This window comes from [Pseudopropionibacterium] massiliense (genome assembly GCF_900607225.1).
Classification (GTDB): Bacteria; Actinomycetota; Actinomycetes; order Propionibacteriales; family Propionibacteriaceae; genus Arachnia; species Arachnia massiliensis.
In genome coordinates this window covers 1,268,865-1,289,075 of record NZ_LR027842.1, presented here as the reverse complement: position 1 = coordinate 1,289,075, position 20,211 = coordinate 1,268,865, and the positions used below count along the sequence as shown (strand labels likewise).

Sequence of the window (20,211 nt, the reverse complement as noted above, 5' to 3'; positions counted from 1 at the left end):
CCTATTCCAGCAGACCCCGGATGTCGGCGGCGGTGATGGCGGCGCTGCGGAACTCCCCCGTGTCGACGACGGATGCGAACAGGTCGCGTTTGCGCTGCTGCAGGGCCACGACCTTCTCCTCGATGGTGTCGGCCGAGACCATGCGGTAGACGTTGACCGCCCGGGTCTGGCCGATGCGGTGTGCCCGGTCGACGGCCTGGTTCTCGGCGGCGGGATTCCACCACGGGTCCAACACGAAGACGTAGTCGGCCTCGGTGAGGGTAAGTCCGAACCCACCGGCCTTCAGGGAGATCAGGAACACCGGGGCGTCACCTTCCCGGAATTGTGCGATGCGGGCCGGCCGGTCGCGGGTGCGTCCGTCGAGGTAGACGTATTCGATGCCCTCCGCATCCAGCGCACCGCGCACCAGTTTCAGGAATCCGGTGAAGGAGGAGAACACCAACGCGCGGTGCCCCTCCTCGGCCAGTTCCCGGATCTGCCCGAGCAGGGCGGTGATCTTCGCCGACGGGGCGGGCGGCAGATCGGTGTCCACCAGGCGGGGGTCCAGGGCGAGTTGCCGCAGTTTCGTCAGGGCCCGGAAGATCGCCACCCGGTTCCGGTCCATGTCCTCGAGCATCCCGAGCACCCGGGTGCGTTCCCGGGTCAGGTGCTGGTCGTAGCGGCGCCGGTGCGCCGGGGTGAGTTCCAGCCGCGTGACCTGCTCCACCTTCTCGGGTAGTTCCCTGACCACCTCGCGTTTGGTGCGACGCAGCATGAACGGGCGGATCCGTGCGCGCAACCTCCCCAGAACATCCGTCTCGCCGTTTCTCTCCACCGGTTTGCGGTAGTTCTCGGTGAAACCCTCCAGGCGCGGGAACAGACCCGGCGCGGCCAGCGAGAACATCGACCACAGGTCACCGAGGGAGTTCTCCAGCGGGGTGCCGGTGATGGCCAGGGTGAACGGGGCCCCGATGCGGCGCGCCACCTGGTAGGTGCGGGAGCGGTGGTTCTTGACGAACTGGGCCTCGTCCAGCACCAGGCCACGCCATCGCTGCTCCAGGTAGGCCTCGTCCTCCATGCGCAGGAGGGTGTAGGAGGTGACCACCAGGTGCGCGCCGCGGATCTCCTCGGCCAGTTCCGTGTCCCGCCTGGCCCGCGTGGCCCGGATGGTGGCGACCTTCAGGCCTGGTGCGAACCGGGCCGCCTCCTCCGCCCAGGTGCCGACGACGCTGGCGGGCGCCACGACGAGCACCGGCGCGGCGTCCAGTTGGCCGAGTTCCCGGGCGCGTTCCAGCAGAGCCAGGCTCTGGAGGGTTTTCCCGAGCCCCATGTCGTCGGCGAGCCCCCCGCCGAGGCCCGCGTCCCAGAGCGCGGCGAGCCAGGTGAGTCCCTGCTCCTGGTAGGGGCGGAGCATCGCATCCAGCCCGTCCGGAACCGTGACCCTCTTCTCGTCGGAGCCGAGACCCAGCAGGGTCTGCACGCGTTCCCGCCAGCGCCGCGACTGCTCCTCCACGACCCCCAGTTCCGCGAGTTCCTCCCACAGGCCGGCCTGGTAGGCGCTGATCCGCAGCTGCCCGCCCGGGCCGGGGTCCACGAGTTCCCGGGCCTCGGCGAGGAGTTGCCGCAGCCGATCGAGTTCGGGGCGGTCCAGCGGGAACCAGGTTCCGTCGTCCAGCAGCATCGCCTCGTCCCCCACGGCGAGCGCCCGGAAGAGCTGTTCGAAGGGCACGTCGCTGCCTGCGACCGTGACCCGGACGTGGAGGTTGAACCAGTCGTTGTCGCCGGTGTCCTCCGCGCCGACCGAAATCACCGGGGCCTCGGTGGCGCGCGAGTACTCGGGGACCTCGCCGCTGTGGGTGACGATGACTCCCTCATCCTCCAGCAGGGGCAGGGTTTCGGTGACGAATCGGGCCGCGTCGGCCCGGGTCACCGTCGCGTTCGGATTCAGTCGCTGCCAGTGGGGTTCCCGCAGGGCCGGGTAGTCCCCCACCAGCCGGAGCGCGACCTCCTCGAGGAACTGCTCGGCCTCCTGGTCCCGGAAGGCCTCCCCCGCCCGGGGATGGAACGCGACATCGACGGTGGTTTCCCCCGCTACGTACCTGAAACCCCATTCGAGCAGCAGCCGATGCCCGGGTTCGTGGGTCAGGCCGAGGGTCAGTTCGGGGTGTGGGAGGTCTTCCGGGTCCCACGTGCCCGGGGGGACGAGTCCTTTCTGCACCAGCGCCGGGAGGTACATCAGCTGGAACCGCCCGGCGTCCCGGGCCGGGACCGTGACCGCCTGGTCCCGGTTGAACAATCCGCGGATCGCGTCGGGTACCGTCCCGGCCAGCGGGTGCAGACGCAGCCGGCCGCCCGGTCCCAGCTCCCCCACCCCGTGGGCCGGCTCCCCGATCAGGAATCGCCTGCTGCCCGGGGGCACCGGCCCCAGGTCCCCGGACATCGCGAGCTGTCGCGATCCGTCGTCCCGGAGATCGACGTCCAGCCAGATCCTGACCGGTTCGAATCCGACCTCCACGTCCTGGAATCCCTGGCCCGCGATCAGCTGGATCCCGGCGTCCACACCCTGACGCAGGAGCGACCAGCCCAGCGGGCCGAGGTCGGACAGAGAAACCGAGGCCGGGGTGGCGTAGGTGTACTGGTGGCGCCCCGTGAGTCTCGCCATCTGCAGCAGGACCTCGCGCTGCGCGGGTTCGTAGGTCAGCCCCCGGTAATTCGTGACGATGTCCAGCCAGCCGGCCTGGGATTTCACCCAGCCCTGTGCCCCGAGCCGCAGGGGACGCAACGCCAGCCCGTTCGGCTGCTCCAACGGACCGTCGATCCGGAACTCCAGGCCGAGTTCGACGACCCGCCCCCCGGTCTCGGCCACGGGCAGCAGCCCGGCCAGCGCGTTCTCCCAGGAGGATGCCGGGGAAACGGTCTCGATCATCGATTCCCGCACGGCCAGCAACACCGCGACGGCGTGTTTGCACCCCATCCTCATCGGGCACGAGCAGGCGCTGTTGACGCCTCGGTGGTCGTGGTGGAGGAACGTCCGGTAGACCTTCCTTCCGTTGCCCTTGACCACCGCTTCGATGGAGCCGGTGCGGTCCGTGGAGTACTTCAGGACGTGCCCGGCGGCCTCGTAGGAACGTCCCCGCAGGAACGTGGCATCACCCCAGGAGGCTCGGATGGCCTCGTCGCTGACCTTCGTGACCCAAGCTGTGGAGTGGGGACCCATGCCGCCCCACCCTAATGCGTTCCTAGACTGTTCCCATGAACAATCGGAGCACGCCACGGGAACTGGGGCGCGACGGCATCAGCGGGCTGGTCACTCGTCACCGGGCGATCCGGGCGCAGATGTTGCCGCGTCGCCGTCGCCGCTGAGCCCCGCGGGTCCCTTCTCCAGGAGGGTCAGGAATCCGGCCTCGTCGAGGATGGGTACCCCCAGTTCCTCCGCCTTGCCGGCCTTGCTGCCGGCGTTCTCCCCCACCACCACGTAGCTGGTTTTCCGGCTCACCGACCCGGCGGCCCTGCCGCCCCGGGAGACGATGGCCTCCTTGGCCCCGTCGCGGGTGAATCCCCCGAGGCTTCCCGTGACGACCACGGTCAGTCCCTCGAGGGTCGCGGAGGGCCGGTCGTCGTTTCCCGGCCCGGGGGTCTCGTCGGCCATCCTGACCCCGGCGGCGGTCCAGGCGTCGACGATGTCGACGTGCCAGTCCACCTCGAACCACTGCTTCAGCGACTGGGCGATCACCGGGCCCACGCCCTCGGTGTCGGCCAGTTCGTCGACGGAGGCGGCGCGGATCGCCGCCATGTTCCCGAAGCGGGATGCGAGCGTGCGGGCCGCGGTGGGACCGACGTGGCGGATGGACAACGCCACCAGCACCCGCCACAGCGGCTGCTGCTTGGCGGCCGCCAGGTTCTCCAGCAGCTTCAGGCCGTTGGCGGTGATTCCCCGCCGGGTGGCGTAGATGGAGCTGCGGGCCAGGTCCTCCTCGGTGAGCGCGAACAGACCCGACTCGTCGGTCAGCAGCCCGGATTCCAGGAGGTCGCGGGCACCCACCTCGCCCAGCGCCTCGATGTCGAAGGCCCCACGGGCGGCCAGCGAGTAGAGGCGTTCCCTGAGCTGGCTGGGGCAGCTGCGGGCGTTCGGGCAGCGCAGGTCCTTGTCGCCCTCCTTCTGCTGCGCCAGGGCGGTGCCGCAGGACGGGCAGTGGGTGGCCATCACGAAGTCGCGTTCGTTGCCGTCGCGCAGCGAGACGACGGGGGCGACGATCTCGGGAATCACGTCACCGGCCTTGCGGAGCACCACCGTGTCCCCGATCCGCACTCCCTTGCGCGCCACCTCGTGGGCATTGTGGAGGGTGGCCATGGCGACCGTGGATCCCGCGACCAGCACCGGTTCCATCGCACCGAACGGGGTGACGCGCCCGGTGCGTCCGACCCCGACGCGGATGTCGAGGAGCCGGGTGTGGACCTCCTCGGGCGGGTACTTGTATGCGATCGCCCAGCGGGGCGCCCGGGATGTGGATCCCAGCCGGCGCTGGGCGGCCAGGTCGTCGACCTTGACCACCACCCCGTCGATCTCGTGTTCGGCGTCGTGGCGGTGTTCGCCGTGATGGGCGACGTAGGCCTGAACCGCGGAGGCCGAGTCGACCACCCGGGTGTGGGCCGACACCGGCAGCCCGTAGGAGTCGAGCACGTCGTAGGCCTGGCTCTGGCGGGTCAGGGAGAGGCCGTCGTGGGTTCCGATGCCGTGGACGATCATCCGGAGGGGACGTGCGGCGGTGATCCTTGGGTCCTTCTGCCTGAGCGATCCGGCGGCGGCGTTGCGGGGGTTGGCGAAGCGGTGCTGGCCGGCCTCCTCGAGGGCCTCGTTCAGTTCCGCGAAGGCCTGCTTGGGGAAGAACACCTCGCCGCGCACCTCCAGCACGGCGGGGATGCCGGCTCCCCGCAGCCGGTGTGGGATGCCGTGGATGGTGGCGACGTTGCCGGTGATGTCCTCCCCCACCCGCCCATCCCTCCGGGTGGCCGCCTGCGCGAGCCGCCCGTCGAGGTAGGTGAGGTTCACCGCCAGCCCGTCGATCTTCAGCTCGCACAGGTAGTGCTCGGCGGGCACCCTGGTCAGCCAGGCCGCCAGTTCGGCCTCGTCGAAGACGTTGTCGAGGCTCAGCATCGGCTGCCGGTGGGTGACGGGGGTGAACTCGGTCACGCGCGCATAGGCCACCCGCGTGGTGGCGGAGTCCGGGCGCCGCAGCCCGGGATGGCGTTCCTCCAGCCCCGCGAGTTCCTTGAGTCGTTCGTCGTACTCGGCGTCGGAGATGATGGGCTCGACTCCCCCGTAGTAGGCGTCGCTGGCGGCCAGGAGAAGCTGGTTGAGTTCCTGCCAGCGGTGTTCGGCTCCGGGGGAAATTGTCATGGCCCCATGCTGTCACAGTCCCTGCACGAGGAATGATGCGATAAAGTGCTTGAGCTTGGCAGAACAGCAACGATGATTGAAGGTGTCCATGGCAACCGCCAATATCACTCGCGAAGAAGCCGCCCGCCGCTCCCGCGTCGTCAAGGCCGGGGCCTACCGGGTGACGGTTGACGTGACCGGCAATGGTGTCGCCGATCCCGAGCGCACCTTCGCCTCTCACACCGAACTCGACTTCACATCGAAGGGCGGATCCACTCATCTGGACGTGATCGCGGACGAGATCCTTTCCGCCAGCCTCGACGGCAACCCTCTTCCAATCGATGGATTCGACGGCTACCGGCTGCCGTTGAACGACCTTCCGGAGGGTGACCACACGATCGTCGTCGACGCCATCGGCCGCTACTCCCACACCGGTGAGGGGCTGCACCGTTTCGTCGACACCGACGGCAAGGTCTACCTGTACTCCCAGTTCGAGACGGCGGATGCCCGGCGCATGTACGCCACCTTCGAGCAGCCCGACCAGAAGGCGACCTTCCAGCTGACCGTCCTCGCGCCCGCCCACTGGAGCGTGTTCACCAACTCCCGCTCCGTCGAGGGCCAGCCTGCCGGGGAGGGGATCGCGCGCTTCGAGCACGCTCCCACCCCCGTGATATCGACCTACATCACCGCTTTGGTGGCCGGCGAGTACCACGTGGTCGAGGGCCGGATCAACTCCGCGGCCGGAGTGCTGCCCGCCTCCGTGGCCTGCCGCGCATCCGTGGCCGAGTTCCTCGACGCCGACCGGATCCTCGAGACCACGCAGCGTGGTTTCGAGGTGTTCGAGTCGGCCTTCGGGGTGCCCTACGCCTTTGATTCCTACGACCAGATCTTCGTGCCCGAATTCAATTTCGGGGCCATGGAGAACGCGGGCTGCGTCACCTTCCGTGACCAGTACCTGTTCCGTTCCCGCGTCACCGCCCGCGAGATGGAGGCCCGCGACAACACCATCCTCCACGAGCTGGCCCACATGTGGTTCGGCGACCTGGTGACGATGCGCTGGTGGGACGACCTGTGGCTCAATGAGTCGTTCGCGGAATGGGCCTCGCACTTCGCGGCGGACGAGATCGCCAGGAAGTACGGCACCGGCGCCAATCCGTGGGCCTCGTTCTCGAACGAACGCAAGGCCTGGGCATACTTGCAGGACCAGCTGTCCACCACCCACCCCATAGCCGCGGACATGAGCGACCTGGAGAAGGTGGAGCAGAACTTCGACGGCATCACCTACGCCAAGGGTGCCTCCGTGTTGAAGCTGCTGGTTTCCTTCGTCGGTATCGAGGCTTTCACCAAGGGGGTCGGGAACTACTTCCGCAAGCACGCCCACGGCAACACCACCCTGGCCGATCTGCTCACCGAGCTGGAGGCCGCCTCCGGACGCGACCTGTCCTGGTTCACCGGGCAGTGGCTGGAGAGCGCCGGGGTCAACACCCTGCGGGCCGAGTTCGAGGTTGACGAGACCGGCACCTTCACGCGGTTCGCGATCGTCCAGACCGCCCCCGAGGCCTGGCCGACGCTGCGCACCCACCGTCTCGGCATCGGCATCTACGCCAACACCGACAATGGTCTCGAACGCGTTGACTACGTGGAGACCGACATCTCGGGTGAACGCACCGAGGTGCCCGACCTGGTGGGACGGCCCCGACGCGACGTGATTCTTCTCAACGACGGTGATCTGACCTTCGCGAAGGTGCGCCTCGACGAGATGTCCCGCAACGCCCTGGTGAAAGGGATCGACAGGCTGACCGATCCGCTGGCCCGGGCAGTCACCTGGTCGCTGTTCTGGGACTCGGTCCGCGACGCCGAGATCGCACCGCAGGAGCTGGTCTCCCTGGCCCTCCAGGGCATCGGCTCCGAGAAGGACATGGCAGCCATCGCGACGGTTCTGGCTCAGGCGGCGGTCTGCTCGGGCCGGTTCATGGCCCCCGAGCTGCGCGAGGCCGCGAACATGAAACTCGTCACCGGTCTGGCGGGGCTGCTGAAAGATGCCGAACCCGGGTCCGATGCGCAACTCATCATCGCAAAGACCCTGATCGGGGTTGCCCGCAGCGAGAGCGCCTGCGAACTGATCCGCGGTTGGCTGCACGACGAGGAGGTCCCCACCGATCTCGCGGTGGACACCGAGGTGCGCTGGCTCATCGTCACCACGCTGGCACGACGCGGTGTCTTCGGCGAGAAGGAGATCGCCGCCGAACTGGAGCGGGACAACACCAATACCGGCGCCGAGCACGCCGCCGGAGCGCGCGCGGGACTCCCGACCACGCAGGCCAAGGCGGAGGCGTGGCGACTGGCGACCGCGGACCCGGACGTCCCGAACGAGACCCATCGCAGCATCGCCGTGGGATTCATCAACTACGGGCAGGAGGATGTGCTGGCCCCCTACGTCGATGCCTACGCGAAACTGGCCGAGGTCATCTCGAAGCGTGAGGACGGTTGGGAAAAGCGCGGCTACGCGGCCATCGGGGCGGTGCTCAGGTGGTTGTTCCCGGAAACCCTGGCGACAGCCGATGTGATCGAACGGTTCCGCCGTTATCTCGCCGAGGGGGAGCCAACGGACCAGGTGCGGCGCCTGCTGAGCGAACGCCTCGACGAGGCCGAACGAAACCTGCGGGTCCAGGAACGCAGCCGCCACTGATCCACGTCCCCGGAGGAGCCCGGCCATGAAGCATCTGCTCAGCATCACCGATCTCGGCACCGACGAGATCCACTCGATCCTTCACCTGGCCGGGCGGATGCATCAGCTGCAGGAGGCCCGGGTCAAGAAACTGCCCTACCTGAAGGGCCGCACCGTGGTGAACCTCTTCTTCGAGGACTCCACCCGTACCCGCAGCTCCTTCGAGCTCGCCGCCAAGTGGCTCTCAGCTGACGCGATCAACGTCTCGGCACGAGGGTCGAGCGTCTCGAAGGGCGAATCGATGCGCGACACCCTCATGACCCTGGATGCCATGGGGGTGGACGCCATCGTGATGCGCCACCCGGGTTCCGGATCGGTGGCCCAGGCAGCAGGATGGGTGCGGGCCTGCATGGTCAACGCCGGGGACGGTACCCACGAGCACCCGACCCAGGCCCTTCTGGACGCCCACGCGATGCTGACACACTTCACCCGTGCCAGGCTGGGAACCCTCGAGGGCAAACTGGTTGCCATCACCGGGGATCTGCTGCACTCCAGGGTCGTCCGCTCGAACGTCGCGCTGTTGGGCAGGCTGGGCGCGCGGGTGGTGCTCGTCGCCCCGCACACGCTGCTGCCGCCCGGGGTGGGGACCTGGGGGGTGCAGGTCACCCCCGACCTGGACGAGGTGATCTCGGACGTCGACGTCGCCATGATGCTGCGGGTGCAGCGAGAACGCATGCAGGGCGGTTTCTTCCCCTCGGAACGGGAGTACGTCGCCGCCTACGGGTTGACGGCCTCCCGGCTGACCAGGCTGCGTCCCACTGCGGTGATCGCGCACCCCGGACCCATGAACCGTGGCCTGGAGATCAGCTCCACCGCCGCCGACGACCCGCGTTCCATCGTGCTCGATCAGGTCTCCTCGGGGGTCGCGGTCCGCATGAGCGTGTTGCATCACCTGCTGGCCGACTGACGGGAGGAAACCAATGTCGAAGCTCGCCATCACCGGGGTGACCCTGCCCGACGGTTCTCGAACGGATCTGTTCGTCGATGCGGGTCGTCTCGTCGATCAACGCCCCCTGGGCGCAACCACCGTCGACGCGGACGGCTTGATCGCGCTACCCGGTCTGGTGGACATCCACACCCACCTGCGTGAACCGGGACGCGAGGACGCCGAAACCGTGGATTCCGGTTCCCGCGCCGCCGCCCGCGGGGGTTTCACCGCTGTCTTCGCGATGGCCAACACCCAACCCGTCACGGACACTGCCGAGAATGCGGAACATGTGCTGGCCCTGGGAACCGCGGCCAACAACTGCCAGGTGATCCCGATCGGCGCCATCACCAAGGAACTGGCCGGCAGGGAGCTGGCGGAGCTGGGACTGATGCACCGTTCGCGGGCCCGGGTGTCGATGTTCTCCGACGACGGGCACTGCGTGATGGACGCCAGTTTGATGAGGCGTGCCTTCGAGTGGGTGAAACCATTCGACGGCGTGCTGGCGCAGCACGCCCAGGACGCGACCCTCGCGGGACCCGAGGCGTGCTGCCACGAGGGTGAGATCTCGGGTCGATTGGGGCTCCCCGGCTGGCCTCCGGTGGCGGAGTCGGTGATAATCGCCCGCGACGTCGCCCTGGCGGAGGCCACCGGGTCCCGCCTGCACGTGTGTCACGTCTCGACGGCGGAGGGCGTGGACGTGCTGCGCTGGGCCAAGAAGCGGGGCATCCGGGTGACCGCCGAGGCCACCCCCCATCACCTGTACCTGACCACCCCGGAGGTCGTCGGATACGACACCACGTTCAAGGTCAATCCCCCGCTGCGCACCGACGAGCACGTCGAGGCGGTGCGTGCCGCGCTGGCCGACGGCACCATCGACGCGGTCGCCACGGACCACGCGCCCCACGCGCCGCAGGACAAGGACCACGCCTTCGTGGATGCCAGGCCGGGGATGCTGGGGCTGGAACAGGCCCTGGCGGTGGTGATGGAGACCATGGTCGCCCCGGGCCGCCTGACCTGGCCGCAGGTGGCGGATCGGATGAGCCACGCCCCGGCCCGGATCGGGAAGGCGACGGGGCAGGGCCGTCCCCTGGCCCCCGGTGAGCCGGCGAACCTGGTGCTGATCGACCCGCAGCGGAGAGCGACGGTGGATCGGAACGATTCCGCCTCCATCAGCCACAACAACCCGTACCACGGCCGGGATCTCCCCGACCCGGTGGAGATGACCCTGTGGAACGGCAGGGTCACCCACAGGCGCTGAGGAATCGTGGCAGGGGGCGGCCCCGAGTCACCCCTCCTCGGCAACGGGTAGGCCGGATTCCTTGAGGATCTCCTTCGAGGTGGTCTCGGTGACGGCGAAGATGTCGGTCACCTTCGCGCCGCCCGCCACCACCTCGTCGGCCTTCTCCTTCATCTTCTGGGTGACGGTGGAGAAGCCGGGAATGTAGCCCCATTCCGAGGGCAGCTCGCCGTTGGCCTCGGCCAGCACCTGGTAGACGTCCTGGTTGCCGAACTGGCGCAGGGTCTTCTCGGGGGTGGTGACCGCGCCCTTGGCGGCGGGCAGGAGCCCCTGGGAGGCCAGGTCGGCCACCTGGGTGTTCAGCCAGTTGTTGAACTCCATGGCCTCGGTCCTGTGCTGGCACCCCTTCATGACGGCCACGCCGGATCCTCCGTCGGGTCCGGTCATCCGGGCACCCCCGACGGTGGGCAGTTTCGCGACGCGCCACTGTCCCTCGTAGGGGGTGCCGTCCAGCTTGTCGAGGGCGTAGCCGACCTCCCAGGCGGGGGCGATGTTGCCGATCAGGGACCCGTTCGTCAGGGCCTGTTCGTAGGAGTCGTCCGCGCGTTTGTTGGTGAGCGCGGCTTGGGCGTCCAGGACGTCCTGCCAGAACTTGGCCACCGCCTGTGTCTTCTCGTCGGTGGTGTTGATCCTCCACTTGTTGTCGACCGTCGAGTACCACACGGCGCCGGCGGCGGCGGCCTGGGCGGAGAGCCAGTAGCCGGCCTCGTCGGGTTCGAAGTCGAGGATGTACTTTCCTTGGGCGGCGGCCTTCTTGGCGGCCTCCAGGAGCTCGTCGAAGGTTGTGGGAACCGCGATGCCCAGGGCAGTGAACTCGGCCTCGTTGTACAGGTAGACCAGAGGCCCCGTGTCCTGGGGCAGACCCACCATCTTGCCGCCGACAGACATCTGGGAGTAAGCGGCGTCGTTGTAGTTGTCCTCGTACTTGGCGGCCTCACCGGATACGTCCTCGAGCATGTTCTGCACGAACATCTCGGGGGCCTCGCCGTAACCGACCTGGGCCAGGCAGGGAGCGCTCTTGTTCGCGACGTCGGACTTCAGCTTGGTCATCAGCTCCGATGATTTGCCGGTGAACTTGGTCGCGGTGACCTGGATGTTCGGATGTGCGGCATTCCATTTCTCAACCATGTCGACCACCGGAACCGTTCCCGGACCGTCGGGAAGCCGGTGAACGTATTCGATCCTGATCACGTTGTCGCCCTGCTGGGCGGATTCGGAGCCGCCGCTGCCGGCTGCGGTTCCGCATGCGGAAAGAACGATGGCTGCCGCTGACAGCAGGCCCGTGACGACCATCAAGCGCTTGCTCTGCATTGAATTTTGTTCCCTCTACGTCGGTTTCATACAGAAGAGAGGTCCCGACGGCGCAGCAGCCCGAAAGGCCAGCCGGACAGGACACGCAGCTTTTTTCTTCCGCGCACGATTAATGTACAGAACCCACTGCCCGGCCCACGCCCGCGGGGTCACGAAGCGGACACCCGCAGCCGGGCCCGGGGAGTTCGCACTCGCCGCACCGGATCACGGACGACCGCCGCGTCCGGAACGTGCTCCACGTCGACACCCTCTAAGCTGGCTGCACGGATTTGAAGAGCTTCCGAGCAGTCGAGGAGTCACATGAGCGAGCAGTTGGCCCAGGTCGGAGTGATCGGAATGGCGGTGATGGGGTCGAACCTGGCCCGGAACCTCGCGCACAAGGGATTCCGGGTGGCCCTCTACAACCGGACGGCCGCCCGCACCGACGAGGTCATCGCGCTCCACGGCTCCGAGGGGGATTTCGTGCCCTCTCACGAGCTGGCGGATTTCGTCACCTCCTTGGAACGACCCCGCCGCGTCATTCTCATGGTCAAGGCAGGTGCCGCCACCGACGCCACCATCGATTCCCTCATCCCGCTCCTGGAAAAGGGGGACATCGTCGTCGACGGCGGCAACTCGTTCTTCCAGGACACCCGCCGCCGCGAGCAGCGTCTCCGTGGCCTCGGGTTGCATTTCGTGGGCGCGGGCATCTCGGGAGGGGAGGTGGGAGCACTGGAGGGGCCGTCGATCATGCCCGGCGGATCCCCGGAGTCCTACGAGGCCCTCGGCCCGGTCCTGGAACGGATCGCCGCCGACGTGGACGGGGAGCCGTGCTGCACCCACATCGGCACCGACGGCGCCGGACATTTCGTGAAGATGGTCCACAACGGCATCGAGTACGCCGACATGCAGTTCATAGGCGAGGCCTACGAGCTGTTGAAGGCCATGGGCCTCGACCACGCCGAGATGGCCGACATCTTCGCCACCTGGAACACCGGGGACCTGGACTCCTACCTGATCGAGATCACCGCCGAGGTGCTCCGCAAGACCGATCCCCGCACCGGTGTTCCGCTGGTGGATGTGATCCGGGACGCCGCGGGCATGAAGGGGACGGGCACCTGGACCGTGCAGTCGGCGCTCGACCTGGGCACCCCGGTCAACACCATCGCCGAGTCCGTGTTCGCCCGCGCCATCTCCTCGGCCCCCGAGCTGCGCGCCGCCGCCCGGGCAGCCCTCCACGGACCGGACCGGAGCATCCGGGTGGCCGATCGCGGCGTTTTCGTCGAACAGGTCCGCCAGGCGCTGTGGGCCAGCAAGGTGGTTGCCTACGCGCAGGGCCTGGACGAGATTCGCATGGCCGCCGCCGAATACGGTTGGAGCATCGACATCGCGGAGGTGGCGCGGATCTGGCGCGCCGGTTGCATCATTCGCGCCCGGCTGCTGGAACGGATTCGTTCCGAGTACGCGGCCGGCAACCTCGTCACCCTGCTGGAGGCCCCCTCCATCGTGGCGGGCCTCACGGAGGCCCAGGAAGGCTGGCGCACCGTCGTGGCCGAGGCCGTGCGGGCCGGGGTACCGGTGCCCGGTTTCTCGGCGGCGCTGGCCCACTACGACCAGGCCCGCGCCCCGCGTCTCAACGCGGCACTCACGCAGGGGCTGCGTGACTACTTCGGGGCGCACACCTATCGCCGCGTCGACGACGAGGGTTCCTTCCACATCAACTGGTCGACCGACGGGGCGGAGGTCGCCGCCGACTGACCGCAAGTCCCCGGGCAAGCGCGAGATGGTTTCGACACCGGCCGGCTCAACCAGCTTCGGGGCAGGTTCAGTGACCTGTCGGGGCCGGGTGGCAGACTTCCGGCATGCCGATGAGTCGTTTCTCCGCCCCGAGCAGGGACTGGTTCGTGAACACCTTCGGGGCGCCGACGTCCGTGCAGAAGGAGGCGTGGCGAACCATCGCCGACGGGGGGCACGTCCTGGTGGTGGCGCCGACCGGCTCCGGGAAGACCCTCGCGGCCTTCCTGCACGCCCTCGATTCCCTGTTGCGACCAGGCCACTGGGACCGGGGCACGAGGGTGGTCTACGTCTCCCCCCTGAAGGCGCTCGGGGTGGACGTGGAACGCAACCTGCGCGTCCCCCTGGCCGGGATCCGCGGGGAGGTCGAGAAACAGGGCCAGCGGACATCCGAGGTCACCGTCGGCGTGCGATCGGGCGACACCCCGGCCCGCGACCGCGACCGGATGCGGCGCAGGCCACCGGATGTGCTGATCACCACACCCGAGTCGCTGTACCTGATGCTCACCTCCTCGGCCCGGGAAACCCTCCGCGACGTCGAGACGGTGATAGTCGACGAGATCCACGCCGTCGCCGGTTCCAAACGCGGCACCCACCTGGCCCTCAGCCTGGAGCGCCTGGACCTGCTGGCCGGGCGCGACGTGCAACGCGTGGCACTGTCCGCCACGGTGCGCCCCGTCGAAAAGGTGGCGGCCCTCCTCGGGGGCGACCGGGACGTGTCGGTGGTGGCTCCCGGGACCGGGAAGAGCTGGGATGTCCAGGTCGTCACTCCCCCGCTGAACGATCCCTGGCCCCACGTGGAGAAGAAGATCCTGGATTCGATCCTGAAGGCACGCTCCACGCTGGTGTTCGCGAACTCCCGCCGGGCGGCGGAGAAACTGACGGCGCGCCTCAACGAGCTGTGGCTGGAGGCCGGCGGCGACGAGGACCTGGCCCGCGCCCATCACGGTTCGGTCAGCAAACACCTCCGGGCCGAGATCGAGGATGCGCTCAAGGCGGGGCGGCTGCGGGCCGTCGTCGCCACGAGCTCTCTGGAGCTTGGTATCGACATGGGCGCCGTCGATCAGGTGATCCAGATCAGCGCCCCCTTGTCCACATCGAGCGCGCTGCAGCGTTTCGGCCGGGCCGGGCACCAGGTGGGGGCGACCTCCAGGGGATGCCTCCACACCCTGCACCGCGGGGAGCTGGCGGCCGCGGTCGTGACCGTCTCCGACATGATCGCGGGCCGGATCGAGGAGCTGCGCATCCCCGTCCTGGCGCTCGACGTCCTGGCCCAGCAGACCGTCGCCGCTGCCGCCGCCGTGGGGGATGCGGGTCTGGAGATCGGAACTTGGCTGGCTGCGGTGCGGCGCTCCCACCCCTACTCCGCGCTGGGGGATGAGGCCTTCGACGCGGTTCTGCGGTTGCTGCTCGGCACCTATCCCAGCGCGGATTTCTCGGAGCTGCGGGCCCGGCTGGAGCGGCGCGGCGACCGGTTGTTCGCCCTGCCCGGGGCCGGGCGGCTCGCCGTCACATCGGGTGGCACCATCCCGGATCGGGGACTCTACGGGGTGTTCCTGGCCGACGGCGACGGCCCCGGGCGCAGGGTCGGGGAGCTCGACGAGGAAATGGTCCACGAGACCCGGGTGGGTGAGACCTTCACGCTCGGCGCCTCCTCGTGGACGGTGGTCGGGATCACGCGCGACCAGGTGCTGGTTGCCCCCGCGCCGGGCCGGCCCGGGAAGCTGCCCTTCTGGATCGGTGAGGATCTGTCCCGCCCCGCGGAGCTGGGATGTCGCATCGGGGAGCTGCTGCGCCGGGTCGCCGGGGACCCCGACGACCTCGGCCTCCCCTGGATCGACGAGAACACCCGGAGGGAGCTGACGGCCCTCGTGGCGGAGCAGCGCGAGGCCACCGGGGTGGTGCCGGACGAACGGACCGTCGTGGTGGAACGGTTCCGCGACGAGCTGGGTGACTGGCGGGTCGTGGTGCACAGCCCGCTGGGACGGGCGGTGCTGGCGCCCTGGAGCGTGGCGGTGGCTGCCCTCGTGGAACGGCGTTCCGGGATCGACTCCCAGCCCGTGGCCACTGACGACGGCTTCATCCTGCGGCTGCCCGACGGGGAACTGCCCGCCCTGGTCGCGGGCCTGGCGCGGATCTCCCCACACGAGGTGGAACGCCTCGTCGCGGACCAGGTGGGCGGCACCTCGCTGTTCGCGGCCCGGTTCCGGGAGTGCGCATCCCGCTCCCTGCTGCTGCCCCGCCGCCACGGCCGCCGGATGCCGCTGTGGCAGCAGCGCCACCGGGCCGCCCAGCTGCTCCAGGTGGCGCGCCAGCACCCGAACTTCCCCATCACCCTGGAGGCGGTGCGCGAATGCCTGAACGACCGGTGGGACCTGCCTGGGCTGACCGGGCTGCTCTCGCGGATCCGTTCGGGTGCGGTGCGGCTCGTCGAGGTGGTCACACCCTCCCCCAGCCCGTTCGCGGCCAGCATGCTCTACGGCTACGCGGGCAGGTTCATGTACGAGGGGGACCTGCCGATCGCGGAGAGGCGGGCCCAGTCGCTGGCCCTCGACCCGGCCCTGCTGGCCTCGGTTCTCGGATCACTGGATCTGCGGGAGCTGCTGGATCCCGTCGTGGTCGAGCGTTTCCTGGCGGAGCTGCAGCACACCGCCGACGGTTTCCGGGCCCGCAACGTCGCGGAACTGGTGGACCTGCCCCGCCGCCTGGGGCCGTTGTCCCCCGAGGAGCTGGGGCTGCGCAGCGAGTTTCCCCCGCCCGATCCGCCGCCCGCCGGCCTGGTGCCCGTGACCGTGGCCGGTGAGGAACGCCTGGCAGCCGAACCGGATCTCGCGTTGCTGCGCGACGCCCTGGGCGTGGCGGTGCCCGGCGAGGTGAACGCCGAACCCGGCGGCCGCGATCCGCTGACCCAGCTCACATCCCGGTTCGCCCGCACCCACACGCCCTTCACGGCCGCGGCCCTCGCGGGTTCGCTCGGGCTGGGCCGGGCCGTGGCCGGCCGCCTCCTGGAGTCGGAGGCCGATGCGGGCCGCCTGGTCAGGGGCAGGTTCACCGATGGCGAGACCGAGACCGAGTACTGCGATCCGGGGGTCCTGGACCGGCTGCGGGGACGCTGCCTGGCGGCGGCCCGGGCCGCCGTGGAGCCGGTGCCCGCCGAGGCCTACACCCGTTTCCTGCTGGACCGGCACGGTGTCACGGAGCCGCGCCCCTCCTCCCCCGACGAGGTGCTCCTGGCCCTGCAGCAGCTGGCCGGCGCGGTGCTGCCGGCCAGCGTGTGGGAATCGCACGTGCTTCCGGCACGGGTCTCCGGATACCAACCGTCCCATCTGGACCAGCTGCTGGCGGAGGGCGAGGTGCTGATCAGGCTCCGCGGCGACGGGCCGGACCCGTTGCTGGCCATGGTCGCGGCCGACGACCTGGACCTGGTGCCGCCACCGTTGGAGGCGGCGGACGAGGAGGTCTGCACCTTCGCGGCCGGGCTCGGTGGCGGCCTGGTGACACCCGAGCACGCGGGGCTCCTGTGGCGGGCCGCCGCGGCGGGATTGATCGCCCCCGCCTCGATGGCCCCGATCCGCGCGCTGCTGACCGGGGCGTCGTCCCGCCGTGCCCCGCGCAGCAGCAGCCGCCTCAGGGCCAGGCGTCCCCGCCCCGCGCGGCCCGTCAATCCCGCGGTCCGGGCGCTTGCCGGTCGCTGGTACACCGTCACCGACGACTCCTCGACGCCCACCGAGGTGCGGCTGGGGCGTGCAACCGGCTGGTTGGAGCGGTACGGCGTCGTGACCCGGGGGATCGCTGAGGGAGCGCCCGGGGGGTTCGCGGCAGCCTACGGGCTGCTGCGGGAGCTCGAGGACAGCGGCCTGGTGCGTCGCGGGGTTCTGGTGGCGGGGCTGGGCGCGGCCCAGTTCGCCGCCCCCGAGACCATCGATGCGCTGCGGTCCTTCCGCGAACCCGACGCCTCCGCGGCGAGGGTGCTGGCGGCGGTCGATCCCGCGAATCCCTTCGGCCGGGTGCTGCCCTGGCCTGCCCACGACACCGCCCGGCCGTCGCGTCCGGCCGGGGCCGTGGTGGTGATCGCCGACGGGAACTGCCTGGCCCACCTGGGACGCGGCGGGCGGGCGCTGACCCTCTTCCCCTCCGGCTCCCCCGGCGAGGCGGCGACCAGGGTGATCCGCGCCCTGGGCGAGGCGGTGGCCCGGGGCCGGATGGCGCGGTTCCGCATCGAGGAGATCGACGGCGTCCGGGCCACGGCCCATCCCCTGGCGCCCGAACTGAGGAAGGCCGGGGCCGGGCTCCACCCGCAGGGACTCGTGGTGGAGGGCGCACCCACACCACGCCGATAGATCAAATCATGCACATCTAGCTTTTTTGATATATAGTCTCTATCGTTCTGATTGACCGACGAAAGGTGACCGCCATGTCCTTGATCAACACCCCGATCAAGCCCTTCGCCACGACCGCCTACCGCTCCGGAGCCTTCGTGGATGTCTCCAGCGACGATTTCCAGGGCAAGTGGAACATCGTCTTCTTCTACCCCGCCGACTTCACCTTCGTGTGCCCGACCGAACTGGCCGATCTCCAGGGAATCTACGCCGAGCTCCAGTCCCTGGGCGTCGAGGTCTACTCGGTGAGCCGCGACTCCCACTTCGTCCACAAGGCGTGGCACGAGACCTCCCCCGAGATCGGCACCCTCGAGTTCCCGATGCTCGGTGACGTCAATGGCGTGATCACCACCAACTTCGACAACGCCCGCCCCGATTCCGGTCTGGCCGACCGCTCCACCTACCTCATCGACCCCGACGGCGTCATCCAGTACATCGAGACCACGCCCGAGGGTGTGGGCCGCAACGCCGCCGAGCTGCTCCGCAAGGTCAAGGCCGCCCAGTACGTCCGCAACCACCCCGGCGAGGTCTGCCCCGCCAAGTGGGAGGAGGGCGAGGAGACCCTCACCCCGTCCTTCGACCTGGTCGGCAAGATCTGACGAACCGGTAAGGAGAAACCACACAGTGCTGGACGCCAACGCCACCGCGCAGCTCAAGAAATACCTGGAGCTCGTCTCGCTCCCGATCGAACTCGCCGCCTCACTCGATGACTCCGCCGCATCCACCAGGATGCGGGAGCTCCTCGACGAGATCGCTGCCCTCAGCCCTCTCGTGAGTGTCGTCGAGGAATCCAACCCCCGTACCCCCTCCTTCGCGATCCGACGCGTGGGCACCGAGATCGAGGTCCGGTTCGCCGGGCTGCCCATGGGGCACGAGTTCTCCTCGCTGGTGCTCGCCCTGATCCAGGTCGGCGGCCACGCCCCTCGCCTGGATGAGGAGACCACCGATGCGGTGCGCCGGCTCGACGGGGGAGAATTCGTCACCTACATGTCGTTGACCTGCCAGAACTGCCCGACCGTGGTTCAGGCCCTCAACACCATGAGCGTCATCAACCCGAGGATCCGCCACGTGGCGGTCGAGGGCGGGGCCTTCAAGGACGAGGTGGAGGCGCTCGGCATCAAGGCGGTTCCCGCGATCTACAGGAACGGGGAGCTCTTCGGACAGGGTCGCATGGACGTCGCGGACTTCGTCGCCCGCCTCGACTCCGGGGCCGCAGCACGCATCGCCGAGGCCCTGGACGCGAAGGATCCCTTCGAGGTCCTGGTCGTCGGGGGCGGCCCAGCGGGGGCGACTGCCGCCATCTACTCGGCCCGCAAGGCGCTGCGCACCGGACTGGTCGCCGCGCGATTCGGCGGGCAGGTGCTCGACACCATGGCCATCGAGAACTTCATCTCGGTACCCCACACGGAGGGGCCGCGTCTCGGTGCCGCTCTGGAGGAACACGTGCGCGCCCACGATGTGGACATCACCACCGGGGTGAAGGCCTCTGCGCTGCACCCGGCTGGTGAGGACGGATTGATCGCCGTCGACATCGAGGGCGGTGGGACACTGCGCGCCCGCAGCGTCGTCCTGGCGACGGGCGCCCACTACCGCACCATGGGTGTCCCCGGTGAGGAGGAGTACCGGAACAAGGGCGTCACCTTCTGTCCGCACTGCGACGGTCCCCTGTTCAAGGGCAGGCCGGTGGCGGTGATCGGTGGCGGCAACTCGGGCATCGAGGCCGCCATCGACCTGGCCCAGGTCGCCTCGCACGTGACGGTGGTGGAGTTCCTCGACGTCCTCAAGGCCGATGCCGTGCTGGTGAACACGCTGCGCTCCCTGCCCAACGTCGAGGTCCTGACCTCGACGCGGGTGGTGGAGGTCGTCGGCGACGGCTCCCAGGTGACGGGACTCGAGATCGAGGACCGCACCTCCGGGCAGGTGCGCCGCCTGGACCTGGAAGGGGTTTTCGTCCAGATCGGGCTCCTGCCCGACACCGGCTGGCTGGATGGCGTGATCGAACGCAACCGTGCCGGGGAGATCGTCATCGACTCGCGCGGCGCCACATCCCTGCCCGGGGTGTTCGCCGCCGGCGACTGCGCCAACCCCCCCTACAAGCAGATCGTCATCTCGCTGGGTTCCGGGGCGACCGCGGCACTGTCCGCCTTCGATCATCTGATCCGTTCCCGGGAGGAGGCGGAAACCCCCGCCACTGCTACCGTCCAGGCATGAACCTGAGGGATCTGGAGTACCTCGTGGCCCCCCCCCCCCCCCCCCCCCCCCCCCCCCCCGCCCCCCCCCCCCGCCCCCCCCCCCCCCCCCCGCCCCGCCGCCCCGCCACAGGCGTCAGGTGCATCCGCTCCTTGTGATCCTCGTAGCCCGCCGCGAGCGTCGTCAGCTGCTGATTGAGTTTGGCCGAGCCGGCCAGAGCCTGCGTGATGGCCTGCTCGTCCCGCCCCG

10 protein-coding genes are annotated in these 20,211 nt (G+C 69.3%); 7 read left to right on the top strand and 3 right to left on the bottom strand.

From position 1 onward, the window contains the following. Window position 1 precedes the first annotated feature (1 nt). Complete coding sequence (locus E0E39_RS05645; RefSeq protein ID WP_130873856.1) at window positions 2-3,196, bottom strand: DEAD/DEAH box helicase; 3,195 nt, start codon at window positions 3,194-3,196, stop codon at window positions 2-4. Between the two features lie 90 nt (window positions 3,197-3,286). Then, window positions 3,287-5,377: an NAD-dependent DNA ligase LigA gene (gene ligA, locus E0E39_RS05640; RefSeq protein ID WP_130873855.1), complete on the bottom strand. Its 2,091-nt coding sequence runs from the start codon at window positions 5,375-5,377 to the stop codon at window positions 3,287-3,289. Between the two features lie 88 nt (window positions 5,378-5,465). On the opposite strand from ligA, the gene pepN reads away from it, so the two are divergent. Genes pepN through E0E39_RS05625 form a run of 3 tightly spaced genes read left to right on the top strand, consistent with a single transcriptional unit; the run spans window position 5,466 to window position 10,270 of the window. Further along, window positions 5,466-8,045 carry an aminopeptidase N gene (pepN, locus tag E0E39_RS05635; RefSeq protein ID WP_130873854.1) on the top strand — a complete coding sequence of 860 codons (2,580 nt, stop codon included), beginning with the start codon at window positions 5,466-5,468 and terminating at the stop codon, window positions 8,043-8,045. Window positions 8,046-8,070: 25 nt separating this feature from the next. Continuing rightward, window positions 8,071-8,991: an aspartate carbamoyltransferase catalytic subunit gene (locus tag E0E39_RS05630; RefSeq protein WP_130873853.1), complete on the top strand. Its 921-nt coding sequence runs from the start codon at window positions 8,071-8,073 to the stop codon at window positions 8,989-8,991. Window positions 8,992-9,004: 13 nt separating this feature from the next. Then, the gene (locus tag E0E39_RS05625) at window positions 9,005-10,270 is read left to right on the top strand and encodes a dihydroorotase (protein WP_130873852.1); all 1,266 of its coding nucleotides are present in this window, start codon (window positions 9,005-9,007) and stop codon (window positions 10,268-10,270) included. 27 nt (window positions 10,271-10,297) lie between these two features. On the opposite strand, the gene E0E39_RS05620 is transcribed toward E0E39_RS05625, so the two are convergent. Then, on the bottom strand, window positions 10,298-11,602 hold the full coding sequence (locus tag E0E39_RS05620; RefSeq protein ID WP_165444851.1) for an ABC transporter substrate-binding protein: 1,305 nt from the start codon (window positions 11,600-11,602) through the stop codon (window positions 10,298-10,300). A 318-nt stretch (window positions 11,603-11,920) separates the two neighbouring features. On the opposite strand from E0E39_RS05620, the gene gndA reads away from it, so the two are divergent. The 4 genes from gndA (at window position 11,921) to ahpF (ending at window position 19,983) form a co-directional block, all read left to right on the top strand. Further along, a complete protein-coding gene (gene gndA / locus E0E39_RS05615; RefSeq protein WP_130873850.1) occupies window positions 11,921-13,357 on the top strand; it encodes an NADP-dependent phosphogluconate dehydrogenase in 1,437 nt (478 codons plus the stop codon). 104 nt (window positions 13,358-13,461) lie between these two features. Further along, window positions 13,462-17,733, top strand: coding sequence for a DEAD/DEAH box helicase (locus tag E0E39_RS05610; RefSeq protein WP_130873849.1), 4,272 nt, complete (start codon window positions 13,462-13,464; stop codon window positions 17,731-17,733). Between the two features lie 74 nt (window positions 17,734-17,807). After that, window positions 17,808-18,371 (top strand): alkyl hydroperoxide reductase subunit C, encoded by a 564-nt coding sequence (gene ahpC, locus E0E39_RS05605; RefSeq protein ID WP_130873848.1) that lies wholly within the window; start codon window positions 17,808-17,810, stop codon window positions 18,369-18,371. Between the two features lie 25 nt (window positions 18,372-18,396). Beyond that, window positions 18,397-19,983, top strand: coding sequence for an alkyl hydroperoxide reductase subunit F (ahpF, locus tag E0E39_RS05600; RefSeq protein WP_130873847.1), 1,587 nt, complete (start codon window positions 18,397-18,399; stop codon window positions 19,981-19,983). Window positions 19,984-20,211 lie beyond the last annotated feature (228 nt).